The sequence below is a fragment of the Pseudazoarcus sp. NS36 genome (assembly GCF_059703705.1).
The window spans coordinates 165,165-189,746 of sequence record NZ_BAAKJA010000001.1 but is presented as its reverse complement, the minus strand read 5'-3'; the positions used below and the strand labels follow the sequence as shown (position 1 = coordinate 189,746).

The following is a 24,582-nucleotide window of genomic DNA, read 5'->3' as shown; positions in this document are numbered from 1 at the left end:
GCAAGAGGAACGACCTTGACCTCCCTGACCTACCGTGATGCCGGCGTAGACATTGATGCCGGCGACGCACTCGTCGATCGCATCAAGCCGTTTGCCAAAGCCACCATGCGGCCCGAGGTGATGGGCGGCATCGGCGGCTTCGGTGCCTTGTTCGAATTGTCGAAGAAGTACCGCGAGCCGGTGCTGGTGTCCGGCACGGACGGCGTCGGCACCAAGCTGCGCCTGGCCTTCGAGCTCAACCGCCACGACACCGTGGGTCAGGATCTGGTCGCGATGAGCGTCAACGACATCCTCGTGCAGGGTGCCGAGCCGCTGTTCTTCCTCGACTATTTCGCCTGTGGCAAGCTGCATGTGGATACTGCTGCCGATGTGGTCAAGGGCATCGCCAAGGGTTGCGAACTGGCCGGTTGTGCGCTGATCGGCGGTGAAACCGCCGAGATGCCGAGCATGTACCCGGACGGCGAATACGATCTGGCCGGCTTCGCGGTCGGGGCGGTGGAAAAGGCCGACATCATCGACGGCAGCAAGATCACCGCCGGTGACGTGGTGCTGGGTCTGGCCTCCAGCGGCGCGCACTCCAACGGTTATTCGCTGATCCGTAAGGTCATCGAGGTCAGTAAGGCCGATCTCTCCGCCGATTTCCACGGTCGCCCGCTGGCCGACGCCGTGCTTGCGCCGACGCGCATCTACGTCAAGTCGCTGCTGGCGCTGATGCAGGCGCAGGCCGGTGTCGTGCACGGCATGGCCCACATCACCGGTGGTGGCATTACCGAAAACGTGCCGCGCGTGATTCCGGACGGTCTGACCGCCCGCATCGATTCGAAGAGCTGGGCCCTGCCGCCGTTGTTCCAGTGGCTCAAGCAGGCCGGCAACATCGCCGACGCCGAGATGTACCGCGTGTTCAACTGCGGCATCGGCATGGCCGTCATCGTTTCGGCTGATAACGCCGAGCGCGCGGCCGCTTTCCTGCGTGAGCAGGGCGAGACGGTGCATGTCATTGGCCGGATCGCAGCGATGGAAGGCGATCAGCCGAAAACCATCGTCGAGTAAGCGCATGGCCGCCGGTGCGCAGCGCTCCATCCTGATCACCGGCTGTTCCAGCGGCATCGGCGCGTGCGCCGCACAAACCCTTCGCGAGCGTGGCTGGCGGGTGTTTGCCACCGCGCGCAAGGCAGAGGATGTGCAGCGACTGGCGTCCGAGGGTTTCGAAGCCCTGCAGCTCGATCTGGCGGACAGCGCATCCATCCGGCTTGCGGTCGATACCGTCATGGAGCGCACCGGCGGCACGCTCGACGCGCTGTTCAACAATGGCGCCTATGGCCAGCCCGGAGCGGTCGAAGACCTCACGCGAGAGGTGCTGCGCGAACAGTTCGAAACCAATCTGTTCGGCACCCATGAGCTGACCTGCCTCGTGCTGCCGGCGATGCGCCGGCAAGGCCATGGCCGCATCGTGCAGAACAGCTCCATTCTGGGGTTCGCCGCGCTGCCGTACCGCGGCGCCTACAACTGCTCCAAGTTTGCGCTCGAAGGGCTCACCGACACCTTGCGGCTGGAGCTTGCCGGCAGTGGCATTCATGTCAGCTTGATCGAGCCCGGCCCCATCGTCAGCCGCTTCCGCGACAATGCCTTTGCGGCCTATCAGCGCCACATCGACGCGGAGCGCAGTGCCCACGCCGAGACCTACCGCTATCTGGTGCGCCGCCTGCGCGGCGAGGCGGGCAAGACGCCGTTCACGCTGCCGGCGGATGCGGTGGTGAACAAGCTGATCCACGCTGTCGAGTCGCCGCGCCCACGGGCGCGCTACGGCGTGACTTTTCCGACGCATCTGTTCGGTATTCTCAAGCGCATCCTGCCGACACGCTGGTTCGACGCGGTGCTGCTGCGCTCCACAGCGTCCGAGCGTCGGCCCTGAGCCGGTCGGCTTAGCTGCTGCCGAGAAAGGCGTGCACGCGCTGCACGATGCGAACGGGCAGCTTGGCATCAAGACAATCCATTTCTTCCAGATCGGCCCAGTTCTCGCGGAACTGGCGCTGCCACGTGAGTTGCCGTTTGGCGAGCTGGCGCGTGGCGGCGACGCCCTTGAAACGCATCGTCGCCAAGTCGTCCTCGCCGTCGAGATGCGCCCAGGCCTGGCGGTAGCCGACACAGCGCATCGAGGGCAGGGCGGGGGCGAGCCGGTAGTGCGTGCGCAGGCTGCGCAGTTCATCCAGCAGGCCGGCAGCCAGCATGGCGTCAAAGCGCTGCTCGATGCGGGCGTGCAACACGGCGCGGTCGGACGGCGTGAGCGCCAGCGTAAGCAGGCGGTGGTGGATGCCGCCTTCTTCGCGCTGCGCGTAGCTCTCGGCCAGCGGACGACCGGTAATCCCGACGATTTCCAGCGCGCGCTGAATGCGCTGCGCGTCCGTCGGCTCCAGCGCGGCGGCGGCCTGCGGGTCGAGGGCGGCAAGGCGGGCGTGCAGCGCCGGCCAGCCCAGACGCTCGGCGTCGCGGTCGATGGCGGCGCGCCGCTCGGGGTCGGCCTGCGGCAGGTCGGAGATGCCGTCGCGCAGCGCCTTGAAGTACAGCGAGGTGCCGCCGGCCAGCAGCGGGATGTTGCCGCGTGCGCTGATCTCGTCCATCAGGCGCAGCGCGTCCGTGCGGAACTGCGCGGCCGAGTAGCGTTCTTCGGGTGTGATGAGGTCGATCAGGTGGTGCGGGCAGACGGCACGTTCGTCGGCGCTCGGCTTGGCCGTACCGATGTCCATGTCGCGGTACACCAGCGCCGAGTCGACGCTGATGATCTCGACCGGCAGCTCGCGTGCGAGCGCCAGCGCACAGGCGGTCTTGCCGCTGGCGGTGGGGCCGAGGAGGAGGATGGCGGGCGGGGCGTGGCTCATGTGGGGGCGATTATAGCGGCGTGCCCCGATACGCCCGATTGGTATCATGCCGCCTGAGCCAACGCACCGAGACCATCTTGAAACTGTTCGCCCCGCTCTACATCCGTTGCATGCAATGGTCGCGCCATCCGCGCGCAGCCTGGTATCTCGGGGGTTTGAGCTTTGCCGAGTCCTCGTTTTTTCCGATTCCGCCGGATGTGATGCTGGCGCCGATGAGTCTGGCCAATCCTTCTCGGGCGTGGATGTTCGCGCTGATCACGACCGTGGCTTCGGTGGTCGGCGGGGTGCTGGGCTACTTCATCGGCGTGTTCGCCTTTGACATGATCGAGCCATGGCTGGCCACCACGAAATACTGGGCGAAGTACCTGGAAGCCCAGGACTGGTTTGAGCGCTGGGGTTTCTGGGCGGTGTTCGTGGCAGGCTTCTCGCCGATTCCCTACAAGGTGTTCACCATTGCGGCGGGCGTGGCCTCGATGGCTATGCTGCCCTTCGTGGCGGCTTCGCTGGTCGGGCGCGGCGCGCGTTTTTTCCTCGTTGCCGGGCTGATGAAGCTTGGTGGCGCCCGCATGGAAGCGGCGCTGCACCGCTATGTGGAGTGGCTGGGCTGGCTGGTGGTGGGCATCGTGGTGGTGGCCGTCGTGGTGCTTAACGGACGCTGAACTGCCTCACTGACCGCGCATGAAGAAGCGGTCCATCTCTGCCAGCGAAAACTGCGTCCAGGTCGGGCGGCCGTGATTGCACTGGTCGGCGCGATCGGTGGCCTCCATGTCGCGTAGCAGTGCGTTCATCTCGGGAATCGACAATTGCCGGTTGGCGCGCACGGCACCATGGCAGGCCATGGTGCCGAGCAGTTCGTTGCGCCTTGCGGTGATCACTTCGGTGGCCGGGTATTCACGCAGTTCGGCCAGCAGGTTGCGCACCAGTTCGCCGACGTTGGCCTGCGCCAGCAGCGCCGGCACGCTGCGGATGGCGAGCTCTTCCGGGCCGGCTGGCGCCACCTCGAATCCCATTCCTGCCAGCACCTCGACATGTTCTTCGGCCGCGGCCATATCGCGTGCGCCGAGCGAGATCACGGCGGGCATCAGCAGGCGCTGGATGGCCGGGCGGCCGTCGAGCACCGTCTTGAGTTTCTCGTACAGGATGCGTTCGTGCGCGGCGTGCATGTCAACGATGACCATGCCTTTGGTGTTCTGCGCCAGCACGTAGATGCCGTGCAGTTGGGCGATGGCGTAGCCGAGCGGGGCGTCGTCGCCGGAGGGCTGCTGCGCCCCCGGAGTCGGGGCGGAGAAAGCTTCGCGGGCCGGCGCCTCGCTGGCGGGCCACGGCGCAGTCTCTGGTCGGGCCGCCGCAGCGAAGTCGAGGTAGCTGCGTGAGGCGGATTCCATCGCCAGTTGGGTCTGTACCGGAGGCGCCCAGCGCGCCTCGTGCGCGTAGCTCGCGGGCTCGCTTGACGGCGTTTCGCGTTCGGCGGCCAGCGCCGCGCCGGACTCGGCCAGGGCTCGGCTGATGGCGTGGAACACGAACTGATGCACGGCGCGCGATTCGCGAAAGCGCACTTCGATTTTGGCCGGGTGCACGTTGACGTCCACGCCGGCCGGGTCGAGCTCAAGAAACAGCACGTAGGCCGGATGACGCTGACCGTGCAGTACGTCGGCGTAGGCCTGGCGGGCGGCGTGCGACAGGATCTTGTCGCGTACGAAGCGGCCGTTGACGAAGAAATACTGCGCGTCGCGGTTGGCGCGCGAGTAGGCCGGCACGCAGGCGAAGCCGGTCAGTCGCAGCGCGCCGGCGTCGGCCTCGACCGCGCGGGCGTGCTCGAGAAAATCGTCGCCCATCAGTGCGGCGATGCGCCGTGCCGGGTCGGACGGCTGCAGGCGATGCGAGACGCGGCCATTGTGGGCGAACTGGAAGGCCACGTCCGGGCGCGCGAGCGCGGCGCGGCGGAACATCTCGTCGCAGTGGGCGAACTCGGTGGCTTCGGTCTTGAGGAATTTTCGCCGTGCCGGGGTGTTGTAGTAGAGGTCGGCCACTTCCACCACGGTGCCTGCATTGAGTGCCGCCGGCGCCACGCTGCGGTCGACACCATCCACGCGCCAGGCATGCGGTGCGCCGGTCGCGCGGCTGGTGATGGTGGTGCGCGAGACGGCCGAGATGGCGGCCAGTGCTTCGCCACGGAACCCCATGGTAGCCACGCGCTCCAGGTCGTCGAGGCTGGCGATCTTGCTGGTGGCGTGGCGGTCGAGCGCCAGCGCGAGCTCTTCCTGGGCAATGCCGCAGCCGTCATCCGTGATGCGGATGCGGCGCACGCCGCCTTGTTCGAGCTGGATCTCGATGGCGCGCGAGCCGGCATCAAGCGCGTTCTCCAGTACTTCCTTGACGACCGAGGCGGGGCGTTCGACGACCTCGCCGGCGGCGATCTGGTTGATCAGGATGTCCGGCAGGGGGCGAATCGTCGGCATTGCGGCTCCAGCCAAAACGCCGATTATACGTGTCCGGCTGCGGGCCCCGCGGGGAGCGCATTCCGGTATCATCGCGGCGTCCGAACGAGCCTGAGTGCGCATGAAACCGACCTCATCGCCAGCCCTGTCGCGGCGTGCCTTCCTTGCGATGCTTGCGGGCCTTGCGACTGCCGGCGCCGGCTGCAGTATTCCGGGAACCTCGCCTGGCGCGCCCTCGCGCAAGCCCTATTTTCACGAGCAGCTGTTCAAGACCGACGTCGATCACTATATCGAGGCCTGTCAGAGCCGCATCTTCGTCAGCCTGCGGCGTCTGGCCGAGAAGCTGTATCGCCGCAATCCGCGCGAGTGGCGCAAGAGTGCCGCAAGCCTGGAAGAGGCGCTGACGCAGATCTTCGACGTCAATCATTCCTGGCAACTCGATGCACTCAACGGGCGGCGCAACATTGATGCCTTGCAGTTGGCATTCGAGCCGACTTTTCAGGGAGATCGCGTCCAGGCCCTGATGGTCGGCATGGCCAGCATGATCCAGGCGTCTTTCGGCGATATGGTCGGCTTCTACGTGCTCAATGACCTGTCGCCGCAGGGTTTTTACAATGCGGCCCGCAACATCGAGATTGCGGCCTGGAAACTCGGTACGTCGCGCGACGAACAAGGAGTTTTACTGCTGCTGTCGAACGAGATAGGGGGTGTGACCAATCTCAGCTTCGAGCGCGAGATGGGGCGCATGATCGGCATTCTCGAAACCCTGACCGATCTGCTTGAGATCAAGACCGAACGCATGGTCATTCGCGTGGTCCAGGGCATTGCGACGGCAGCCTTTCTGCCGATTCCCTGAGGTGAATGGATGACGTCCATCGTGGTGCTGATCTCGGGTCGCGGGAGCAATCTTGAGGCCATCCTGCAGTCCGGCATTGCCGGGGCGGATTTTCGTGCGGTGGTGTCGAGCCGCGCAGACGCAGCCGGGTTGCAGATTGCCGAGGCGCATGGCATTCCCACGGTGGTGCTTGATGCCGCGGGTTTTTCGTCGCGCGCCGCTTTTGATGTGGCATTGGCTCAGGCCGTCGAGGACTTTGCGCCGGATCTGGTCGTGCTGGCCGGTTTCATGCGCTTGCTGGCGGCGGATTTTGTCGACCGCTATGCCGGGCGGATGCTCAATGTGCACCCGTCCCTGCTACCGGCCCTGCCGGGATTGCATACGCACCGTCGTGCCATCGAGGCCGGTGCGCGTGTGCATGGCGCGACGGTGCATTTCGTCACGCCTGAACTGGATGTCGGTCCCATCGTCATTCAGGCTGCGGTACCGGTGCTCGATGATGATGACGAAGACAGTCTGGCCGAGCGGGTGCTGCGCGAGGAGCACCGTATCTACCCGCAGGCCGTTCGCTGGTTTGTCGAGGGCAGACTGAAGATCAACGGGGGGCGTGTGGTCGTGTCCGACGCACACGTTTCCGGGGCGGCACTGGTGTCGCCCGCACTGGAGGAAAGCAAGTGGTGAAGAAGTTCTTGAGCGTTCTGGCGCTGGGTTGTGCGGTGCTATCCATGCCGTTGTCCGCCGCCGGAGTGAAGTGGCCGGCGGGCGGCGAGGTGGTGTTCGACATCACGCAGGGACAGGGCGGTATGGTCATCGGCAAGGGCGTGCATCGCTGGGAGCATGACGGCCGTGGCTACCGTATGAGCACCTTGCTGGAAACGGTCGGGCTGGCAGCCTTGTTCAAGGATTTCGAATACACCCAGCGCAGTGAGGGCGACGTCACGCCGCAGGGGCTGGTGCCACGCAGCTTTGTCGTCGAGCAGAAGGGGCGCGAGACGGAAACGGCGACCTTTGACTGGCGCAGCAGCAGTGTGCTGATCGAGCGGCGCAAGGGGCGTCGGGATACCGAGACGCTGGCCCGTGGTGATCTGGATGTGCTGAGTGTGTGGCATATGGTGGCCGTGCGTCCGGGTCGTGAGCTTCCGGCCGAGATCACGCTGGTGAGCAATCGGGGCGCGGATCCAGCTTCGGTGGAAGTGCTCGGCATGCAGGACATCGACCTGCCTGTCGGCAAGCTGCGAACCATGCATGTCCGGTTCAAGGCGCATTCGGGCAAGCTCGACATCGGGCTGTGGCTGTCCGAAAAGCATGCCTGGGCGCCGGTGCGCGTGCGACTGCAGGACAGCAAGGGCAAGGTGCTTGATCACCAGGCCGTCAGCGTCAAGCTGACTCCGGCAGCCGATTAACCTTGAATCTCCGGGGCGCGTTGCCGCGCCTAGAAGCCATGCAGAAATCATCCCGAGGCAACAAGGCCTCCCGCAAACCTTCCCGCAGCACGCCGGCAGCCTCCTCGGCGCGCGGGCCGCTTGGCCACGCGGCCGTGGTACTGGCCGAGGTGCTGACGTTTGCGCATCCTGCCGATGCCGTGTTGTCGCGCTATTTCCGCGAGCACCGGCAGCTCGGTCATCGCGACCGGGGGCTGGTTGCGGAGAGCGTCTACGGAATCCTGCGCCGCTTGCGCTGGCTGCGCCGCATCTGCGGTGAGGATGCCTCCCCACGTTCGCTGCTGCTGGCCTGGTTGGCGCGGGGCGAGGGCTGGTCCGCCCGGCAGTTCGAGGGGCTGGTCTCACCGTCAGAGGCCGAGTGGATCGCAGCGATCAAGGCGGTTGAAGTGGGTGAAGGGGATGTCGCCGAACGTGCCGATTTACCCGACTGGCTGGCCGAGCGGCTGCTTGCAGCCCATGGCGAGGAGGGGCTGCTGGCTTTGGCCGCCGGTCTCAACCGGCCGGCGCCGCTGGACCTGCGAGTTAACATTGCCTGCGTCGGGCGCGACGAGGTGATTGCCGACTTGCGCTCGGACGGCATCGCGGCCGCGGCCTGCCCGCTCTCACCGCATGGCATCCGGCTGGAGAGCAAGCCGGCATTGCAGTCGCATCCGCGTTTTCTGGACGGCAGCTTTGAGGTGCAGGACGAGGGCAGTCAGTTGCTCGGTTTTCTCGTGCAGCCGAGGCGCGGCGAACTGGTCGTGGATTTCTGTGCCGGTGCGGGTGGCAAGACCCTGCATCTGGGGGCGATGATGCGTTCGACCGGGCGGCTGTACGCCTTCGATGTGTCGGAGCGGCGGCTTGCCAATCTCAGACCGCGTGCGGCGCGTGCCGGTCTGTCCAATGTGCATCCGGCGCTGATTGCGCACGAGCGTGATGCGCGCGTGAAGCGCCTGGCCGGCAAGGCCGATCGAGTCCTGGTGGACGTGCCCTGCAGCGGATTGGGTACCTTGCGGCGCAATCCTGACTTGAAGTGGCGTCAGAGCCCCCGGTCGATCGAGGAAATGCGGACCTTGCAGGCCAACATTCTGGCAGCCGCCGCGTCGCTGGTCAGACCCGGGGGGCGGCTGGTGTATGCCACCTGCAGTCTGCTGGCCGAGGAGAACGATGCGGTGGTCGACGCCTTTGTCGCGGCCCATCCGCAATTCCGCGCGCTTGATGCCGGTGAGCTGCTGCGCAAGCAGGGCATTGATGTCGAGATGGGCGAGCGCTTGCAGTTGCTGCCGCACGTACATGACACGGATGGCTTCTTTGCTGCGGTGTTCGAGCGTGTCGAAGCTGTTGCGGCCTGATTTCTGGATACTTGCATTGGCGCTGTCCGCTGCTCCGGTTGCGGCCAGCGAGGTGTTTCCGGCGCGCGGCTCGGTCGAGGTGGCGTTCTCGCCGGCAGATGACACAGAGCGTGTGCTTGTGGGCGTGATCGACAGTGCGCGCTCGAGCCTTCAGGTGCAGGCCTATGTGTTTACCAGCAAGACGGTAGCCAGTGCCCTCGTTGAAGCGCATCGTCGTGGCGTACGGGTGGAGGTGCTTGCAGACGCGAGGATGAATGCACGCGAGACCGGTAACGCGATTCGGCTGCTGCTCGCGGCCGGTGTGCCGGTGGCTTTCGAGACCGCTTACGCCGCAGCGCATAACAAGGTGATCGTGGCGGATGCCGATGGTCCGGCATGCGCCGTACTTACCGGCTCTTACAACTTCACGTGGTCTGCGGCGAACCGCAATGCCGAGAACCTGATCGTATTGCGAGACAACTGTGCGCTTGCGCAGGCCTATCGTGCCAACTGGCAGCGGCATCGGGCCGAAGCCACGCCGGTTCGCCAGCTGCCCTTTGAATTACCGTGATCGCCCCCATGCTTGTCTTGGTTGGCGTACATTTCCCGGCAATTTCCGGGTGATGGCGTAGAATTCCCTTATCGCAACTCCCGGAAAATTTCATAGCATGTTCAATGGTTTGATCGATCTTCCCTGGTGGGGCTATGTGCTAGTTGCTCTTGCGCTGACCCATGTCACCATCGTCTCCGTAACGGTATTCCTGCACCGTCACCAGGCGCATCGTGCGCTTGAGTTGCATGCGATTCCGAGTCACTTCTTCCGTTTCTGGCTGTGGCTGACCACCGGCATGGTGACCAAGGAGTGGGCGGCCATTCACCGCAAGCACCACGCCAAGTGCGAGACGACGGAAGATCCGCACAGCCCGCAGGTCAAGGGCATCCGCAAGGTGCTGTGGGAGGGTGCCGAACTGTATCGCGAAGAGTCCAAGAACGCCGAGACGCTGGAGCGCTATGGTCACGGCACGCCGGATGACTGGCTGGAGCGCAATGTCTACAAGCACTCGGTGCTGGGCGTGAGCCTGATGCTGATCATCGACGTGCTGTTGTTCGGCGTCATCGGTCTGACGATCTGGGCTGTGCAGATGATCTGGATTCCGTTCTGGGCGGCCGGCGTCATCAATGGTCTGGGGCACTTCTGGGGCTATCGCAATTTCGACTGCACGGACGCTTCGACCAACCTGGTGCCGTGGGGCATCATCGTCGGTGGCGAAGAGCTGCACAACAACCATCACAGCTTTGCGACCTCGGCCAAGCTGTCGGCCAAATGGTACGAATTCGATATCGGCTGGATGTATATCCGCCTGCTTGAAATGGCCGGTCTGGCCAAGGCCCGTCGGGTGATCCCGACTCCGCGTTTCACCGAGGCCAAGAGCGAGGCGGATTTTGAAACCCTGCAGGCGGTAATCACCCATCGCTACGATGTGATGACGCGCTACGTGCGTTCGCTGCGCGCCACCTGCGCCGAAGAGCTTGAGCGTCTAGCCGCGGTCAGCGGTCAGGGTTTCAATCCCAAGGCGCTGCGTCGCATGATTCTGTCCGACAGCACCCGCACAGTCTGCGAGAAGGAACGCGCGCAACTCGAAAGCGTGCTGCAAAACAGTCAGGCGTTGGCGACGATCAAGTCGATGCGTGAGGAGCTGGCCGCGATCTGGGGCCGCTCCACGGCCTCCAGCGAGCAGCTGCTGCATCAGCTGCAGGACTGGATTGCGCGCGCAGAGCAGAGCGGCATCCAGCAGCTGCAGGACTTTTCGATGCGCCTGCGTCGCTATGCGATGTAAGCCTTGCGTCGAAAGAAAAAAAGCCCGCTCAGGCGGGCTTTTTCATTGCTGCTGCGCGTTCTGAAGACTCAGGGCGCCAGCTCGCTGCGCAACGCGTCAGCCCAGCAGTTGGGCGTCTCATAAAGACGCACGCGCTCCAGGCGCAGATCGTTGCCGTAGACGTCGCGGTACTGCGGGTCGAGGATGCGGAAGGCTTCCTCGGCGAGGTTCTCGGCGGTGGGCACCACATCAAGCAGCACGGTCTTGTGGCCGGGCATGGAGGCGAGGAAGTCGGTTACCACCGTGTCGCCACGCCACGCCAGAAAGGCATGGTCCCAGAGCTCTACGACATGGCGCATGGCCACCCGCTTGACGTCGGCAAAGTCCATCACCATGCCGTTCACGGCTTCACCGTCGGCGCGAATGATCTCGCCCGCTAGGGTCACTTCCAGTACGTAGCGGTGACCATGCAGATGGCGGCACTGACTGGCGTGATCCGGGATGCGGTGACCGGCGTCGAATTCGAGTTTGCGGGTGATGCGCATGTTGCGCTAGTCCGGACAAAGGGCGCTGAGTATAGCACCGCGATCAGGCGCCACGTTTTCGGCAGCGGTCAACGACAAGCGGCCAGTTCCGGTGTGTGCCGGAGCTGGCCGCCATGGGTGCTGCAGGTCAGCGGGCGCTCTTGTCCTTGCGGGCGGCGCGCGCTTCTTTCTTCAGCGACTTGTAGCCTTCCGGGTCGTTGGACTTGAGGTACTCGGCGACCTCGACATCTTCCTTGCGGATCTTGCTGATATCGATCTGCTCGATGTGCACAAGGCGCAGCAGGGCCTGAACCGGGCGGGGGATGTTGCGACCGCTCTCGTAACGCGAGCCGCCGCTCTGCGTCACGCCGATCTTTGACCAGAACTGCGATTGGTTCATGCCGAGCTTGCGACGGATTTCCCGCACGTCGATCTTGTCGGTGGCTTTCATGTGAATATCCTTTGAAGGTCTCTGTGTTTATGCCAATCCGCTTACGCGGACCTTACAATTTCATATTACTAAGGTCGTAGTGACATGGCAGTATAGGGCGCATTCGTTTCACATACAAGCACTAACTGATATGGGTGCCCGGGATCAATATTCAGGGTCCTGGCTTCCGGGGGGTAAGAGTGCCGGCGGCTCGAATTTGTTCCGAAAAGCCGCTAGAATTGCCCACTTTTGCAACCCCGCAGGTTGATTCCGAATGGCACTGATAGTTCAGAAATACGGCGGTACTTCCGTTGGGACGCCCGAGCGGATCCGCAATGTCGCAAAGCGCATCGCGAAGTTTCGTGCCCGTGGAGATCAGGTCGTAGTGGTCGTCTCCGCAATGAGTGGCGAGACCAATCGCCTCATAGCGCTGACCAAGGAAGTTTCTTCCAACCCGCTTCCGCGCGAGCTTGACGTGGTGGTGTCCACGGGGGAACAGGTCACGATCGGACTGCTGTGCATGGCGCTCAGCGAGGAAGGCGTGAAGGCCCGAAGCTACACCGGCGGACAGGTGCGCATCCTGACCGACTCGGCGCACACGAAGGCGCGCATTCTCGACATCAGTGACGCGCCGATCCGCAAGGATCTCGATGACGGTAACGTCGTGGTCGTGGCCGGCTTCCAGGGCGTGGACGAGCTTGGCAACATCACCACCTTGGGTCGTGGCGGCTCCGATACCACTGGCGTTGCGTTGGCGGCCGCGCTGAAGGCGGACGAATGTCAGATCTACACCGACGTGGATGGTGTGTACACCACCGATCCGCGAGTCGTGCCCAAAGCCCGCAAGCTCGACACCATCACTTTCGAGGAGATGCTCGAGCTGGCCAGCCAGGGTTCGAAGGTGTTGCAGATTCGTTCGGTCGAGTTCGCCGGCAAGTACAAGGTCAAGCTGCGTGTCCTTTCGAGCTTCGAAGAAGAAGGCGAGGGCACGCTCATCACCGTTGAGGAAGACAGCAAAATGGAACAACCCGTCATCACCGGTATCGCGTTCAGCCGCGACGAAGCCAAGATCACCGTGGTCGGCGCTCCCGATGTGCCGGGCATCGCCTACAAGATTCTGGGGCCGATCGCCGATGCCAATATCGACGTCGATATGATCGTTCAGAACGTGGGGCATTCCGGTGCAACCGACTTCTCCTTCACCGTCGCCCGCGGCGATCTTGCCAAAGCCCGGAAGACGCTCGACGCCAACCTGTCGCAGTTCAATGCGAAGGAAATCGAGATCGACGACACCATGGCCAAGATTTCGGTTGTTGGTGTCGGCATGCGCTCGCATCCGGGCGTTGCCTCGAAGGTGTTCGAGACGCTGGCCAACGAGCGCATCAACATCCAGATGATTTCGACTTCTGAAATCAAGATCGCCGTCGTGATCGAGGAGAAGTATCTCGAGCTGGCAGCCCGCGTGTTGCACAAGGCCTTTGGTCTGGATCAGGCCTAAAGCGCGATCCCGGTTTGACCGGGTGGCGCGGAGTCGCTATGATCGCGCCTCTTGTTTGAGGAGACGTGGCCGAGAGGTCGAAGGCACTCCCCTGCTAAGGGAGCAGACGGGCAAAACCTGTCTCAAGGGTTCGAATCCCTTCGTCTCCGCCAAGAATGAAGAAACCGCCTCTTTTGGCGGTTTTTTTATGTCACGCGTCAGTCGTGCCGGCTTTGTGTGGGCGTCGATCACACGTTCGACCGGAGTTGCGGCGGTATCTCGTATGCTTATGCCAATTTCTGCCGCAGAGGATGGCGGCAGGTATGCGGCGAACGCAGTAGGATCCGCATCACTGCGGATAGAGAGGTACGATCTTGTCATGTCGGGGCAGGAGCTGCCCGTGTTGACCCACGTATGGAGCTAGGATTCCGATGAAGCTGGACGAACGCTACGAGCTTGCTGCGCCGGAGGTGGTCGAAGAGGATTTTGGTGCCGAAATTGTGGTGCTTAACCTTTCCGACGGTCGCTATTTCAGCATGCGTGGTACTGCGGCAAGCCTTTGGCGTGATGTGCGCGCAGGGCATGCGCCAGGTGCATTGGTCGCGGCCGCGGCTGCGGCTGACGAGGAAATGGGCAGGACGCTTGCCCAGTACTTCACGTCGCTTGTTGAGGCTGGGCTGATTCGCCCGAGCGCGCAGATTTTTGCGGGAGGTGATGCGGCCTCGCTTGCCGAAATGCTGCGGGAGCGGGAGGTGCCGATGTTCGAGGCGTTTGACGACATGGCCGAACTGATTTTGTCGGACCCGATTCACGACGTGGAAGAGGATATTGGCTGGCCGGTTCGTCGTGAAGCCAACTGAACAACCTGTTCTTCCGCTTTCATTTACGGCTCCAGCCAAGTATGGGCGAGAGCTGTTGCGGGCTGCGCGTGAGCTCGATACCCGCCGTTTGTTTTTCCGCCGTTTCCAATGTGCGCGTATGCGCATCGATGCCTGGTTCAGTGATCCCGGCTATGCGGACCTGTGTGCACGCAATCTTGCGCTTAATTCGGCAGGAGGCGACGAGCCGGCCGATGCGAGGCTTTTCCTGCTTGATGCAGAAAGTCTCGGATGGCAGCAACCGCAGCCCTGGCCTACACCTGTGTTTGATCGCCAAACTCTGGTTCGAGAGCTTTTCGGCGCTGGTCTGCGCGGGTCCTACCTGCATGACCCGCGCGTTTGGCAGTTCTTCGATGGGAGCGACGGCCTCGGTGTACAGCTGATTCGGCGACCCGGTGCGATTGGCGCGTGGGAGAGCGGCAGCCCGTTGCGCGCCTTCTTGCATTGGACGCACTGCCGGCATGGCACTCAGTTGTGTCATGCCGGAACGGTGGGGCGCAATGGTGCCGGCGTGCTGCTGGTTGGCGCCGGCGGCTCTGGCAAGTCCGGTACAACACTGGCTGCAGTGGCTGCTGGGTTGGATACTGTTGGAGACGACTATTGCCTGGTAGCGCAAAGTGAATTTGCGGTAGTAGCCTATCCACTGTTCCACATTCTCAAACAGGATTCGGGCGGCGTGCGCCGCGCCTTGGGCGGCGCGGCGGCTGCAACCTTCGGCCCATTGAACTGGCAAGGCAAATACGAGATCCACGCCGACATGCTCGCGCGCGACCCCTTCGTGAATTCGCTGCGCATCCGAGCCATTGTCGTGCCGCGTATCTCCGGTGCAGCCCGCAGCACCTTTCAGCCAGTGTCAGCAGGGCAGGCGATGCGCGCCCTTGCTCCGTCATCGTCATTCCAGTTGCCGGATGGAGAGCGTGATGGCATTGCGTTTGCGGCGTCCTTGTGCCGACGCTTGCCATGCGTCGAGATGGCTTTGTCGAACGATGCTGCGGAGATCGCGGCGTCGCTAGATCGCTTTGTGATGGAGCTGGATCGCAATGAGTGACGCGCGGGTTGGCGTAATCGTGCCGGTATTCAACGGCGAGCGGTATGTGGCGAATGCCTTGCGGTCGGTGCTGCGTGAATCCTGTATCCAGTTGGAAATCCTTGTGGTCGATGACGGTTCGACTGATCGTTCACGGGAGATTGTGAGTGCCATTGCACAGCAACATCCCTGCGTCAGACTGATCGAGGCGGATCATGGCGGCGTGTCCAAGGCCCGCAACATTGGGTTGGCCGCGCTCGGGAAGGACGTGAGTCTGGTGCTCTACCTGGATTGTGATGATCTGAACCCGGCGCAACGAATTTTGCGGCAGGTCGAGATCATGCGGCTGCAGCCGGAGCTCCAGTATGTTATCGGCAAGGTGTATTTCTTCGAGACCGAGGATGAGCGAGCCCTCGCTCCCGCCGTGGGAACCCGCAGCGTGATTGCCAAGAGTGTTCAACTGGGGGCTGCGCTCTTCAGGCGCTCGTTGCTGGAGCGCCTGGGGGGCTTTGCCGAGGATATGCCGTATGGCGAGGACGTTGATCTTTTCCTGCGTGTGGTTGAGGCCAAGGAACCCAATTTCATCGAGGATGAGGTGGCCGTCTACTATCGTCGTCATGGTGGCAACGTAACAAACGATCCAGCCAGAACCAAGTCGGGTTTGATCGACGCCATTCGGCGGTCTTTGGTGCGACGTCGCTCAAGTGGCGGTGCTGTGGAGCTGGGTGAGCTCTTCAAAGCTCGTGCGGAGGCTGAAGGGATGTTTCGCGATGCATAAACATTACGCAGTGGTCATTCCCGCCTGGAATGCGCAGGAGACTATCGGCGAGGCGTTAGATTCATTGCTGGCGCAGGATGTGCTGCCTGCCGAGATCATCGTCGTCGACGATGGTTCGAGCGACGGCACGGCCGAAGTTGTGCGTGGCTACGGCGCGCAGGTTCGCCTGCTGCATCAAACGAATCAAGGGTGTGGGGCCGCGACGAACGCGGGTCTGGCGTGTGTTTCGGTACCGCTGACGGCATTTCTGGATTCAGACGATGTGTGGTTGCCCGGCAAGGCCTATGCACAGCTCGCGCACCTTGCCGGACGGGCAGATCTGGCGGGGGTATGCGCCCGGGCCAGGAACTTCCGTGGGCCGCTGGCGCAGCCCGCATACGGGCTGGAAGCAGACCTGTGGACAAGGACGACGATGATGGTACGCACCGAGGCTGCGCGCCGCATTGGTCCGATGATGGACCCGGTCGGTGGCCGGGGCGATACGGTGGACTGGTTGGCGCGTGCGCGCGAACTGGGGCTGCGCTTCGAGATGATGCCCGAGGTGGTGGCCTTGCGCCGCATTCGGCCAGGCAGTCTGTCGTATGGGCGAGACGCGGCCAAGGATCGCGGTTACATCGATGTTGTCCGGCGCGCTCTGGAGCGCCGGCGTGCACAAGCCGCCGACGGGCAGGGCGGGGGCGAGAATGCCTGACCTGCGGGACTGGCTGTGTGACAGCCTGCTTCCACCCGTCGATGCCGCGTTGCTTGCAGGGGCTGGACTGCGTGATGAGGCAGCCGCAGCAACGTGCTGGCGTGAGTGGTCACAACGGCGTGATCTTGACGCTGTGACCTGGGATGAGCACAAGCTTCTGGCCTATGTCGCTAGGCGTATGGCAACGATTGCGCCCGATTGCCCCTACAGACCACGTGTGGAGGGGCTCGCCAAGGCTGACTGGACGCGTTCGCAGATGTTGTTGCGCGCTTCGGCCCCGGCCTTGAGTGTGCTGGCTGATAGAGGCATTGAAGTGATGCTGCTCAAGGGGGGGGCGTTGCGGTGCGTCTCGCCGCCAGGCGGCGGTGCGCGGCTTAGCGGCGATCTCGATGCCATGGTGCGCCGACGGGACTTTGCCAGGGCTGTTCGCGCCTTGCACGAGGCCGGCTGGCGCTCCAAGGACTCCGTAGAGTACTCCTGCGCGCGCTGGCGTTTTGCCTCGGGCACCAATCTGCGCAAGCTACCACTGGGCGACGTCGACATACATCACCAGCCGATTCACGGCCCTGCGTTGTCAGATGCAGTGCTTGAAGGGCTGTGGGCACGTTCGGATGTGGGCACTTTTCACGGCTGCCTGGTGCGGGTGCCCGCGCTCTCGGATCTCCTGGTAATCGCGGCTTCGCACGGTGTGCGGGCTCAGTCCGAGAGTGCCTATGGCTTTGCCTGGCTGTTTGATCTCGATCTCTTGTTGCGACACCCCCGCTTCGATCTGTCGGAGCTGCTGACCTCGGCGCGCGAGCTGAACGTACTGCCTGCCGCGCTTGCGGCCCTGCGTGTACTGCACCGTATCGGTGGCAACCCGCTGGCCGCCGAGGGGGCTCGGGTGCTCGCAGCAGAGCATGCGGGACGGGCTGCATGGTTCCGCTTCTGGCTGGATGCATTGCCCACCAACTGGGGCAAGCCGTTGCAGAGTGTTGTTGGGGTGGTCTATCCAGCCATCCGGGCGGGGCGTGAGCGTCAGGTTGTACCGCGCATCCGTCCATTGTGGTTCGGAGGGCATAGGGGGCAGCAGATCGAGTTGCAGGAGGCGTGCACGGAACTCCGGACTCGGCATGAATTTGCACTGCCGCAACGACCGGCCAGGGCCTTGATCGTAGAGTTGGGTTGCCCGGCGGAAGGGGCCTCGCGTCGGCGCTTCGATGTCGCGGTCGACGGGCAGATCGTGGGTCGGATTTCCTTGCGGGTGCAGCCAGGTGCAGCCGGGATGGTTCAGGCGTTTCGCTGTCGCGTGCCGGTGGTGGGCGATGTAGCGGGCCGCGTTTCGATCGAATCACTGGGCCAGTTCAGTGTGATGACAGGCGCCAGAGCGGAAATGCTGGACCGTGCGCGGCCGGTGCCATTTTCGATTGCTGCGGTCTCTGCGGTGTAATCAGCTTGCGTCGGGGCAGTCTCTCAAGACTGGACCAGTGTGCGCGGAGAGCGCAGCAGCTGTGCAAAAGCATCTGCGGGTAATGCCGGGCTGAAGTAGTAGCCCTGGATTTCGTCGCACGACTCGCGGCGCAGAAATTCGAGCTGAGCCGCGTTCTCGACACCCTCGGCGACCACCCGCAGCCCCATGCGATGGGCCAGTGCGATCACGGAGCTGGCAATCGTGGCCGCACTCGGATCCGATTCAAGACGGCTGATGAAGCTGCGGTCGATCTTCAGCAGGTCCACCGGGAAACGGTTCAGGTAGGCCAGGCTCGAATAGCCGGTGCCAAAGTCGTCAATGGCGATGCGCAGCCCGATGGCCTTGAGCAGGTGCAGGGCAATGGCGGCTTCTTCCGGATTGTCCATGACCGCGCTTTCAGTCAGCTCGACCTCCAGATAGTCCGCTTCGAGACCACTGCGTTCCAGCGCCGCGACGATCTGCTCGGGGAGACTGCGCTGTTGCAGTTGCAGCGCCGAGATGTTGACGGCCACGGGGATCTTCGGGAGCCCGTCGTTCTGCCACTGGCGGTTCTGTCGGCAAGCTTCCCTGAGTGCCCATTCGCCGAGCGCGTGAATCAACCCGCTTTCTTCCGAGATCGGGATGAAGCGTTCCGGCGATACGAATTCCATGGTGTCCGGGTGGCGCCAGCGCGCCAGTGCTTCGGCGCCGATGATTTCGCCGCTGTGCAGGTCGATCTTGGGCTGGTAATGCAGTTCGAGTTTGTGGCTGGTGAGGGCCAGACGCAGTGCCGATTCGAGCGACAGACGCGCCTGCGCCTCGGCGTTGAGTGCCGCGGTGTAGAACATGAAGGGCTCGGTGCCCTCGCGTTCGGCCTGGTGCAGGGCCATGCTGGAACTGGTCAGCAGTTGCTCAAGGGTTTCGCCGTCATCCGGCAGCGTGGCGATGCCGGCGTGCAGATTCGGTTGCAGCACGTGATCGTCGATGTACAGCGGCTTGCGCAAGGCGTCGAGCAGTTGCCGGGTGAGCGCGATGACATCGTCGGAGTCGCTTACACCCGTAAACAGGATCGCAAACTCGCTGCCGGAGAGCCGCGAAACTGTGTCTTGTTCGCGTGTGGCGTGCGTCAGGCGAGTGGCGATCTCGCACAGGAAGTGATCGCCAATTTCGTGTCCCAGGCTGTCGTTGATGCGCTTGAAGTGCTGGATGCCGATGGTCAGCAGTGCCACGCGCGTGCCGTCACGACGGGCCCCGGTGCGCGCCTCGGAAAAGCGCAGATTGAGCAAGGCGCGGTTGGGCAGGCGGGTGAGCGGGTCGTAGGACGACATGAAATCCAGCCGCGCCTCGATGCGTTTGCGGTCGGAAATGTCGTGCTGGATGCTGATGAAGTGGATGATCTTTCCGCTGTCGTCGCAGATCGGGCTGATCGACACGGATTCCCAGTACAGCTCGCCGTCCTTCCGGCGGTTGAGCAGATCACCCTTCCAGGCTTTGCCGATCTGCAGGGTTTCCCACATGCCCTGATAGTGACCCGGCGGGGTGTAGCCCGACTTCAGGATGCTCACGTGCTGGCCGACGACTTCCTCGGGGGCATAGCGGCTGGTGAGCGTGAATTGCGGGTTTACGTATTCGATCACGCCGCGCTCGTCGGTGATGATGACGGAGCTGACGCTGTGCTCGATCGCGGTATTGAGCTTGCGCATCTCCTGCATCGTCGCTTCGCGCGCTTGTTCGGCAGCGAGCAGCGACAGGCGCATGTGCTCGAAGGCGCCGGCGAGGCGCCCCAGTTCGTCCGCGCCGCTCACCGGTGTGACGTGGCTCAGATCACCGGACGAGATGACATGGGCGGACTGTTCCAGCGCGAGCAGGGGCTTGAGTACGCGTCTCAGAACGACCATCACCGCAATCGCGAAGGCGCCCAGTGCAAGTATCAGGCTGATCACGGTCAGCAGGAATTCGGCATTTGCTTCGGAGCGCAGGCGCATGGCCCGCTGCTCAATCTCGGCGCCCAGCGCGTCCGACAGGGCCAGCACGGCGTCAATGCCACGCGTGGCATTGTCGAACCATTCACGCGCGCTGACGGGGTAGGGCGCGCCCGTCTCGTTGGCGCTCATGACGGCGCTGCGCATGTCCTCATAGTGGACGAAGAGATCGGTCCAGAAGCGATCGATGGCCTGTTCGATGGGTGGGCGCCCGGAGAAGTGTTCGAGCAGGCTGTCGGCGCGCTTCCAGGTGTGCAGGATGTTCGAGCGGAAATGCTCGAGCTCGCGCGTCCGGATCGGGCCGATCGGCTCGTTGCGGGCCAGCGCCGAAGCAATGATCGCGCGCTCCTGGCCGAGCAGTTCGCTGAGCGTAAACAGGGCGTCCTTGATCAGCGGCTGCGCCGTCGTGCGCGGGCTGTTGTCGCCGACCGGGGCAATGCTGGTGCTGACGAGGTGGTGCAGGAACTCGATGTGCCGCGTTACCAGGTCAACCCAGCGCTGGGGATCGATTTCCAGGTCCACTGACACGCCGTTCAGGGTGGCGTCGACGGCGTCGCGATAGCTCTGCAGCTCGGATTGCAGGGCGCGGACTTCGAGCAGGCCGCTCACCAGCGCGTGGTCGGGTGCCAGCTTGGCGGTCGGAACAGCCTGGGCAGACAGCGTGTCGAGCCGGGTGTTGGCTGCCTGACGAATCCGTGCCAGCTCCTGCAGGGTATCCGGCTCGGAGCGGGGGGCGGACAGCAGCAGCGCCGTCAGGCCGCGCTCACGGGCGAGTGCGCCGCTGGCCTGCTGGGCCAGGCCGGAAATCTGGTTGCTGTTCTGCAGCCAGTCGATGGCCGCGCTGCGCGCACGCATGTCCACCACCTCTCGCGCCGCAACGGCGACCGCAAGGGCGGTGAGCAGCGTAATCAGGGACAGGAACAGGTGGCGGATCGACATCCGGGCTAAGACCTTACAGATAGCTGACGCAATCTGAGTTTAGACGCAAAGGCCAAAGCTTGAGGGGAGCCGAAAACCCCTTTGTTGACCGGGGTCAAGTCAGTGTGGAATCGGGCCGTTGCCGCAGACGATTGTGCGGCAACGGCCCGATTCAGCGGCGCAGTGCTGCCGCGTGATGCAGCAGGTGTTCGCCGATGAAACTGGCGATGAAGTAGTAGCTGTGGTCGTAGCCGTCCTGCAGCCGCAGGGTCAGCGGATGGCCGGCGTGATCGCAGGCTTGCTGCAGCAGTTCCGGTTTGAGCTGATCGTGCAGGAAAGGGTCGGCCGCCCCTTGGTCCACCAGCAGGGGCAGGCGTTCGGGGGCGTTGGCGATGAGATCGCAGGTGTCCCACGCCTTCCATGTCTCGCGGTTCGGGCCGAGGTAGCCGGACAAAGCCTTTTCGCCCCAGGGGCAGCCCGCGGGGTGCACGATGGGCGCGAAAGCCGACACTGCGAGGTAGCGCCCCGGATTTTTCAGCGCGCAGATCAGCGCGCCATGCCCGCCCATCGAATGTCCCGCGATCGAGCGGCGATCGGACACGGGGAAGTTGGCCTCCACCAGCGCCGGCAACTCGGTGACCACGTAGTCGTACATGCGGTAGTGGCGATCGAACGGTGCCTGCGTGGCATTGACGTAGAAGCCCGCGCCAAGGCCGAAATCCCAGCTGCCGGCCGGGTCGCCCGGCACGCCTTCGCCGCGCGGGCTGGTATCGGGGCAGACAATGGCGATGCCCAGTTCGGATGCGATACGCTGCGCGCCCGCCTTCTGCATGAAGTTCTCGTCCGTGCAGGTCAGGCCCGACAGCCAGTACAGCACCGGCACCGGGCCGGCCTCGGCCTGCGGCGGCAGATAGATTGCGAACACCATGTCGCAGCCAAGCACCCCGGAGCGATGGCGGATGCGCTTGTGCCATCCGCCGAAGCTCTTGTTGGCGCCGACGGTTTCGAGTTTTGCGCTCATCGTCGTCATCAGAAGTGGATCACCGTGCGGATACTCTTGCCCTCATGCATCAGCTCAAATGCGTGGTTGATGTCGTCCAGCCCCATGGTGTGGGTGATGAAAGTGTCGAGCGGGATCTCGCCCTTCTGGGCCTGCTCGACGTAGCGCGGCAGCTCGGTGCGTCCGCGCACGCCGCCGAAGGCCGAGCCGCGCCACACGCGACCGGTAACGAGCTGGAAGGGGCGGGTGGAGATTTCCTGCCCGGCGCCGGCCACGCCGATGATCACCGATTCGCCCCAGCCCTTGTGGGCGCATTCCAGCGCAGCGCGCATCAGCTGCACGTTGCCGACGCACTCGAAGGAGTAGTCCACGCCACCGTCGGTCATGTCGACGATGACCTGCTGGATCGGCTTGTCGAAGTCCTTTGGATTGACGCAGTCGGTGGCACCGAGCTGGCGGGCAATTTCGAACTTGGCCGGGTTGATGTCGATGGCGATGATGCGCGACGCCTTGGCCATCGCTGCGCCGATGATCGCGGCCAGGCCGATGCCGCCGAGGCCGAAGATCGCAACGGTGGCGCCGGCTTCCACCTTGGCGGTGTTGAGCACCGCACCGATGCCGGTGGTCACGCCGCAGCCGAGCAGGCAGACCTTCTCGAGCGGTGCTTCCTTGTTGATCTTGGCCAGCGCGATCTCGGGCAGCACGGTGTATTCCGAGAAGGTCGAGGTGCCCATGTAGTGGTAGATCGGCTTGCCGTCCTTCGAGAAGCGGCTGGTGCCGTCCGGCATCAGCCCCTTGCCCTGGGTGGTGCGGATGGACTGGCACAGGTTGGTCTTGCCCGAGGTGCAGAACTTGCAGGTGCGGCATTCCGGCGTGTACAGCGGAATCACGTGATCGCCCACCTCCACCGAGGTCACGCCGGGGCCGATAGCCTCGACGATGCCGCCGCCTTCATGCCCCAGCACGGCCGGGAAGATGCCTTCGGGGTCATCGCCCGACAGCGTGAAGGCGTCGGTGTGGCACACACCGCTGGCGACGATGCGCACCAGTACTTCGCCGGCCTGCGGCGGGGCGACGTCAATTTCGGTGATTTCCAGCGGTTGGCCGGGGCCCCAGGCAACTGCGGCACGGGATTTGATCATTGGTTTTTTCTCCTGAAAGCGAAACGGGCGGCGCGCACGCCGCCCGGCATCTGAAACCTTACCGCGTCAGCCGTTGCTGGGGAAGGCGAACTGCGCCTTCTCGACGCCACGCACGGCCCAGCGCTGGGTCATGGTCTTGCGGCGGGTGTAGAAACGCACCGAATCGGGCCCGTAGGCGTAGAGGTCGCCGAACAGTGAGCGCTTCCAGCCGCCAAAGCTCTGGCAGGCCACCGGTACCGGCAGCGGCACGTTGACGCCGACCATGCCGACCTGCACGGCATCGGTGAAATGGCGCGCCACGGCACCGTCACGCGTGAACACGCAGGTGCCGTTGCCGAACTCGTGCGCGTCGATCAAGGCAATGGCCTCGGCCAGGTTCTGTACGCGCACGATGGCCAGCACCGGGCCGAAGATCTCTTCCTGATAGACGCGCATGTGTGGCTTGACCTGATCGAACAGTGTGCCGCCGAGGAAGAAGCCGTCTTCGTGGCCAGCGACCTCCAGCTTGCGTCCGTCCACGATCATCGTGACGCCTTCCTCCACACCGAGGTCGATGTAGGCGCGCACCTTGTCGCGGTGCACGCCGGTGACCAGCGGCCCCATGTCCAGCCCGCGTTCCACCCCGTTGCCGATGCGCAGACCTTCGATCTTGGGCTTGAGCCGCTTGACCAGTTCATCACCGACGGCGTCGCCCACTGCAACGACCACCGAGATGGCCATGCAGCGCTCGCCGCAGGAACCGTAGGCGGCACCCATGATCGCGTTAACCGCGTTGTCCAGATCGGCATCCGGCATCACCACGGCGTGATTCTTGGCTCCGCCGAGCGCCTGTACGCGCTTCCCGTGGGCGGTGCCGGTGGTGTAGATGTATTCGGCTACCGGCGTCGAGCCGACGAAGCTGACGGCTTTCACGCGCGGGTCGGTGAGCAGGGTGTCGACCGCTTCCTTGTCGCCGTTGACGACGTTGAACACGCCCGGCGGCAAACCGGCTTCGGTGAGCAGCTCAGCGAGGATGCGCGCGGTACTCGGCACCTTTTCGGACGGCTTGAGGATGAAGGTGTTGCCGCAGGCCAGCGCCATCGGGAACATCCACATCGGCACCATGGCCGGGAAGTTGAACGGTGTGATGCCGGCCACCACGCCCAACGGCGGGAATTCGGACCACGAGTCGATGTCCGGCCCGACATCGCGCGAATGTTCGCCCTTTAGGAATTCAGGCGCGCCGCAGGCGTACTCGACCACCTCGATGCCGCGCGACAGTTCGCCGTGGGCGTCTTCCCACACCTTGCCGTGCTCGTTGACGATGGCGGCAACGACCCGGTCGGCGTTCCGCTCGAGCAGCTCCTTGTACTTGAACAGGATGCGCGCGCGCTTGAGCGGTTGCGTGGCGCGCCATGCCGGGAAGGCGTCGTGCGCAGCGGAGATTGCGCGCTCGACGGTGCTGCGCGAGGCCAGTTCGACATGACGAGCAATCTGGCCGGTGGCCGGGCTGTAGACGGCCGCCGGTCGGTCGGGGTCGCTGAAAGGCTTGCCATTGATGTAGTGATCGAGCGTTTCCATCCTGAGTCCTTGCGTAGCGGGTTGCGGG

23 protein-coding genes and 1 tRNA gene are annotated in these 24,582 nt (G+C 63.9%); 16 read left to right on the top strand and 8 right to left on the bottom strand.

All coding sequences use genetic code 11. From position 1 onward, the window contains the following. Window positions 1-15: 15 nt before the first annotated feature. Window positions 16-1,050 carry a phosphoribosylformylglycinamidine cyclo-ligase gene (gene purM, locus AC6H0R_RS00885; RefSeq protein ID WP_497579448.1) on the top strand — a complete coding sequence of 345 codons (1,035 nt, stop codon included), beginning with the start codon at window positions 16-18 and terminating at the stop codon, window positions 1,048-1,050. Between the two features lie 4 nt (window positions 1,051-1,054). Further along, the gene (locus tag AC6H0R_RS00880) at window positions 1,055-1,912 is read left to right on the top strand and encodes an SDR family oxidoreductase (protein WP_497579447.1); all 858 of its coding nucleotides are present in this window, start codon (window positions 1,055-1,057) and stop codon (window positions 1,910-1,912) included. A 10-nt stretch (window positions 1,913-1,922) separates the two neighbouring features. Here AC6H0R_RS00880 and miaA read toward each other — a convergent pair whose 3' ends face one another. Next, window positions 1,923-2,876: a tRNA (adenosine(37)-N6)-dimethylallyltransferase MiaA gene (gene miaA / locus AC6H0R_RS00875; protein ID WP_497579446.1), complete on the bottom strand. Its 954-nt coding sequence runs from the start codon at window positions 2,874-2,876 to the stop codon at window positions 1,923-1,925. A 77-nt stretch (window positions 2,877-2,953) separates the two neighbouring features. On the opposite strand from miaA, the gene AC6H0R_RS00870 reads away from it, so the two are divergent. After that, a complete protein-coding gene (locus tag AC6H0R_RS00870) occupies window positions 2,954-3,535 on the top strand; it encodes a YqaA family protein (RefSeq protein WP_497579445.1) in 582 nt (193 codons plus the stop codon). 6 nt (window positions 3,536-3,541) lie between these two features. Here the strand turns inward: AC6H0R_RS00870 and mutL are convergent, their stop codons facing one another. Then, a complete protein-coding gene (gene mutL / locus AC6H0R_RS00865) occupies window positions 3,542-5,335 on the bottom strand; it encodes a DNA mismatch repair endonuclease MutL (protein WP_497579444.1) in 1,794 nt (597 codons plus the stop codon). A gap of 100 nt (window positions 5,336-5,435) precedes the next feature. Between mutL and AC6H0R_RS00860 the strand changes: the two genes are divergently transcribed. From AC6H0R_RS00860 to AC6H0R_RS00835, 6 genes are all read left to right on the top strand, one after another. Next, complete coding sequence (locus tag AC6H0R_RS00860; protein WP_497579443.1) at window positions 5,436-6,170, top strand: hypothetical protein; 735 nt, start codon at window positions 5,436-5,438, stop codon at window positions 6,168-6,170. 9 nt (window positions 6,171-6,179) lie between these two features. After that, entirely contained in the window at window positions 6,180-6,830 is a 651-nt protein-coding gene (gene purN / locus AC6H0R_RS00855; protein ID WP_497579442.1) for a phosphoribosylglycinamide formyltransferase, read from the top strand. Next, window positions 6,824-7,552, top strand: a complete 729-nt coding sequence (locus AC6H0R_RS00850; RefSeq protein ID WP_497579441.1) for a DUF3108 domain-containing protein — start codon at window positions 6,824-6,826, stop codon at window positions 7,550-7,552. The genes purN and AC6H0R_RS00850 overlap by 7 nt, the downstream gene beginning before the upstream one ends. A 38-nt stretch (window positions 7,553-7,590) precedes the next feature. Beyond that, a complete protein-coding gene (locus tag AC6H0R_RS00845; protein ID WP_497579440.1) occupies window positions 7,591-8,922 on the top strand; it encodes an RsmB/NOP family class I SAM-dependent RNA methyltransferase in 1,332 nt (443 codons plus the stop codon). Then, window positions 8,900-9,472: a phospholipase D family nuclease gene (locus AC6H0R_RS00840; protein WP_497579439.1), complete on the top strand. Its 573-nt coding sequence runs from the start codon at window positions 8,900-8,902 to the stop codon at window positions 9,470-9,472. Before AC6H0R_RS00845 ends, AC6H0R_RS00840 begins: the two co-directional genes overlap by 23 nt. A gap of 97 nt (window positions 9,473-9,569) precedes the next feature. After that, a complete protein-coding gene (locus AC6H0R_RS00835) occupies window positions 9,570-10,739 on the top strand; it encodes a DesA family fatty acid desaturase (RefSeq protein ID WP_497579438.1) in 1,170 nt (389 codons plus the stop codon). A gap of 68 nt (window positions 10,740-10,807) precedes the next feature. Here the strand turns inward: AC6H0R_RS00835 and queD are convergent, their stop codons facing one another. Beyond that, the gene (queD, locus tag AC6H0R_RS00830) at window positions 10,808-11,263 is read right to left on the bottom strand and encodes a 6-carboxytetrahydropterin synthase QueD (protein WP_497579437.1); all 456 of its coding nucleotides are present in this window, start codon (window positions 11,261-11,263) and stop codon (window positions 10,808-10,810) included. Between the two features lie 127 nt (window positions 11,264-11,390). After that, complete coding sequence (locus tag AC6H0R_RS00825) at window positions 11,391-11,693, bottom strand: helix-turn-helix domain-containing protein (protein ID WP_497574147.1); 303 nt, start codon at window positions 11,691-11,693, stop codon at window positions 11,391-11,393. Window positions 11,694-11,946: 253 nt separating this feature from the next. On the opposite strand from AC6H0R_RS00825, the gene AC6H0R_RS00820 reads away from it, so the two are divergent. The 7 genes from AC6H0R_RS00820 (at window position 11,947) to AC6H0R_RS00790 (ending at window position 17,952) form a co-directional block, all read left to right on the top strand. After that, a complete protein-coding gene (locus tag AC6H0R_RS00820; RefSeq protein WP_497579436.1) occupies window positions 11,947-13,170 on the top strand; it encodes an aspartate kinase in 1,224 nt (407 codons plus the stop codon). 59 nt (window positions 13,171-13,229) lie between these two features. Continuing rightward, a tRNA-Ser gene (locus AC6H0R_RS00815) sits at window positions 13,230-13,322 on the top strand. A gap of 258 nt (window positions 13,323-13,580) precedes the next feature. Then, a complete protein-coding gene (locus AC6H0R_RS00810; protein WP_497579435.1) occupies window positions 13,581-14,009 on the top strand; it encodes a PqqD family peptide modification chaperone in 429 nt (142 codons plus the stop codon). 118 nt (window positions 14,010-14,127) lie between these two features. Further along, complete coding sequence (locus tag AC6H0R_RS00805; RefSeq protein ID WP_497579434.1) at window positions 14,128-15,075, top strand: hypothetical protein; 948 nt, start codon at window positions 14,128-14,130, stop codon at window positions 15,073-15,075. After that, complete coding sequence (locus tag AC6H0R_RS00800) at window positions 15,068-15,832, top strand: glycosyltransferase family 2 protein (RefSeq protein WP_497579433.1); 765 nt, start codon at window positions 15,068-15,070, stop codon at window positions 15,830-15,832. The genes AC6H0R_RS00805 and AC6H0R_RS00800 overlap by 8 nt, the downstream gene beginning before the upstream one ends. Then, window positions 15,825-16,523, top strand: a complete 699-nt coding sequence (locus AC6H0R_RS00795; protein ID WP_497579432.1) for a glycosyltransferase family 2 protein — start codon at window positions 15,825-15,827, stop codon at window positions 16,521-16,523. Before AC6H0R_RS00800 ends, AC6H0R_RS00795 begins: the two co-directional genes overlap by 8 nt. Next, the gene (locus tag AC6H0R_RS00790) at window positions 16,414-17,952 is read left to right on the top strand and encodes a nucleotidyltransferase family protein (RefSeq protein WP_497579431.1); all 1,539 of its coding nucleotides are present in this window, start codon (window positions 16,414-16,416) and stop codon (window positions 17,950-17,952) included. The genes AC6H0R_RS00795 and AC6H0R_RS00790 overlap by 110 nt, the downstream gene beginning before the upstream one ends. 23 nt (window positions 17,953-17,975) lie before the next feature. On the opposite strand, the gene AC6H0R_RS00785 is transcribed toward AC6H0R_RS00790, so the two are convergent. From AC6H0R_RS00785 to AC6H0R_RS00770, 4 genes are all read right to left on the bottom strand, one after another. After that, window positions 17,976-20,873 (bottom strand): EAL domain-containing protein, encoded by a 2,898-nt coding sequence (locus AC6H0R_RS00785; RefSeq protein WP_497579429.1) that lies wholly within the window; start codon window positions 20,871-20,873, stop codon window positions 17,976-17,978. A gap of 151 nt (window positions 20,874-21,024) precedes the next feature. Further along, the gene (fghA, locus tag AC6H0R_RS00780) at window positions 21,025-21,873 is read right to left on the bottom strand and encodes an S-formylglutathione hydrolase (protein ID WP_497579428.1); all 849 of its coding nucleotides are present in this window, start codon (window positions 21,871-21,873) and stop codon (window positions 21,025-21,027) included. Window positions 21,874-21,881: 8 nt separating this feature from the next. Then, complete coding sequence (locus AC6H0R_RS00775; RefSeq protein ID WP_497579426.1) at window positions 21,882-22,994, bottom strand: S-(hydroxymethyl)glutathione dehydrogenase/class III alcohol dehydrogenase; 1,113 nt, start codon at window positions 22,992-22,994, stop codon at window positions 21,882-21,884. 66 nt (window positions 22,995-23,060) lie between these two features. Then, on the bottom strand, window positions 23,061-24,554 hold the full coding sequence (locus AC6H0R_RS00770) for a CoA-acylating methylmalonate-semialdehyde dehydrogenase (RefSeq protein WP_497579425.1): 1,494 nt from the start codon (window positions 24,552-24,554) through the stop codon (window positions 23,061-23,063). Between the last annotated feature and the right edge of the window lie 28 nt (window positions 24,555-24,582).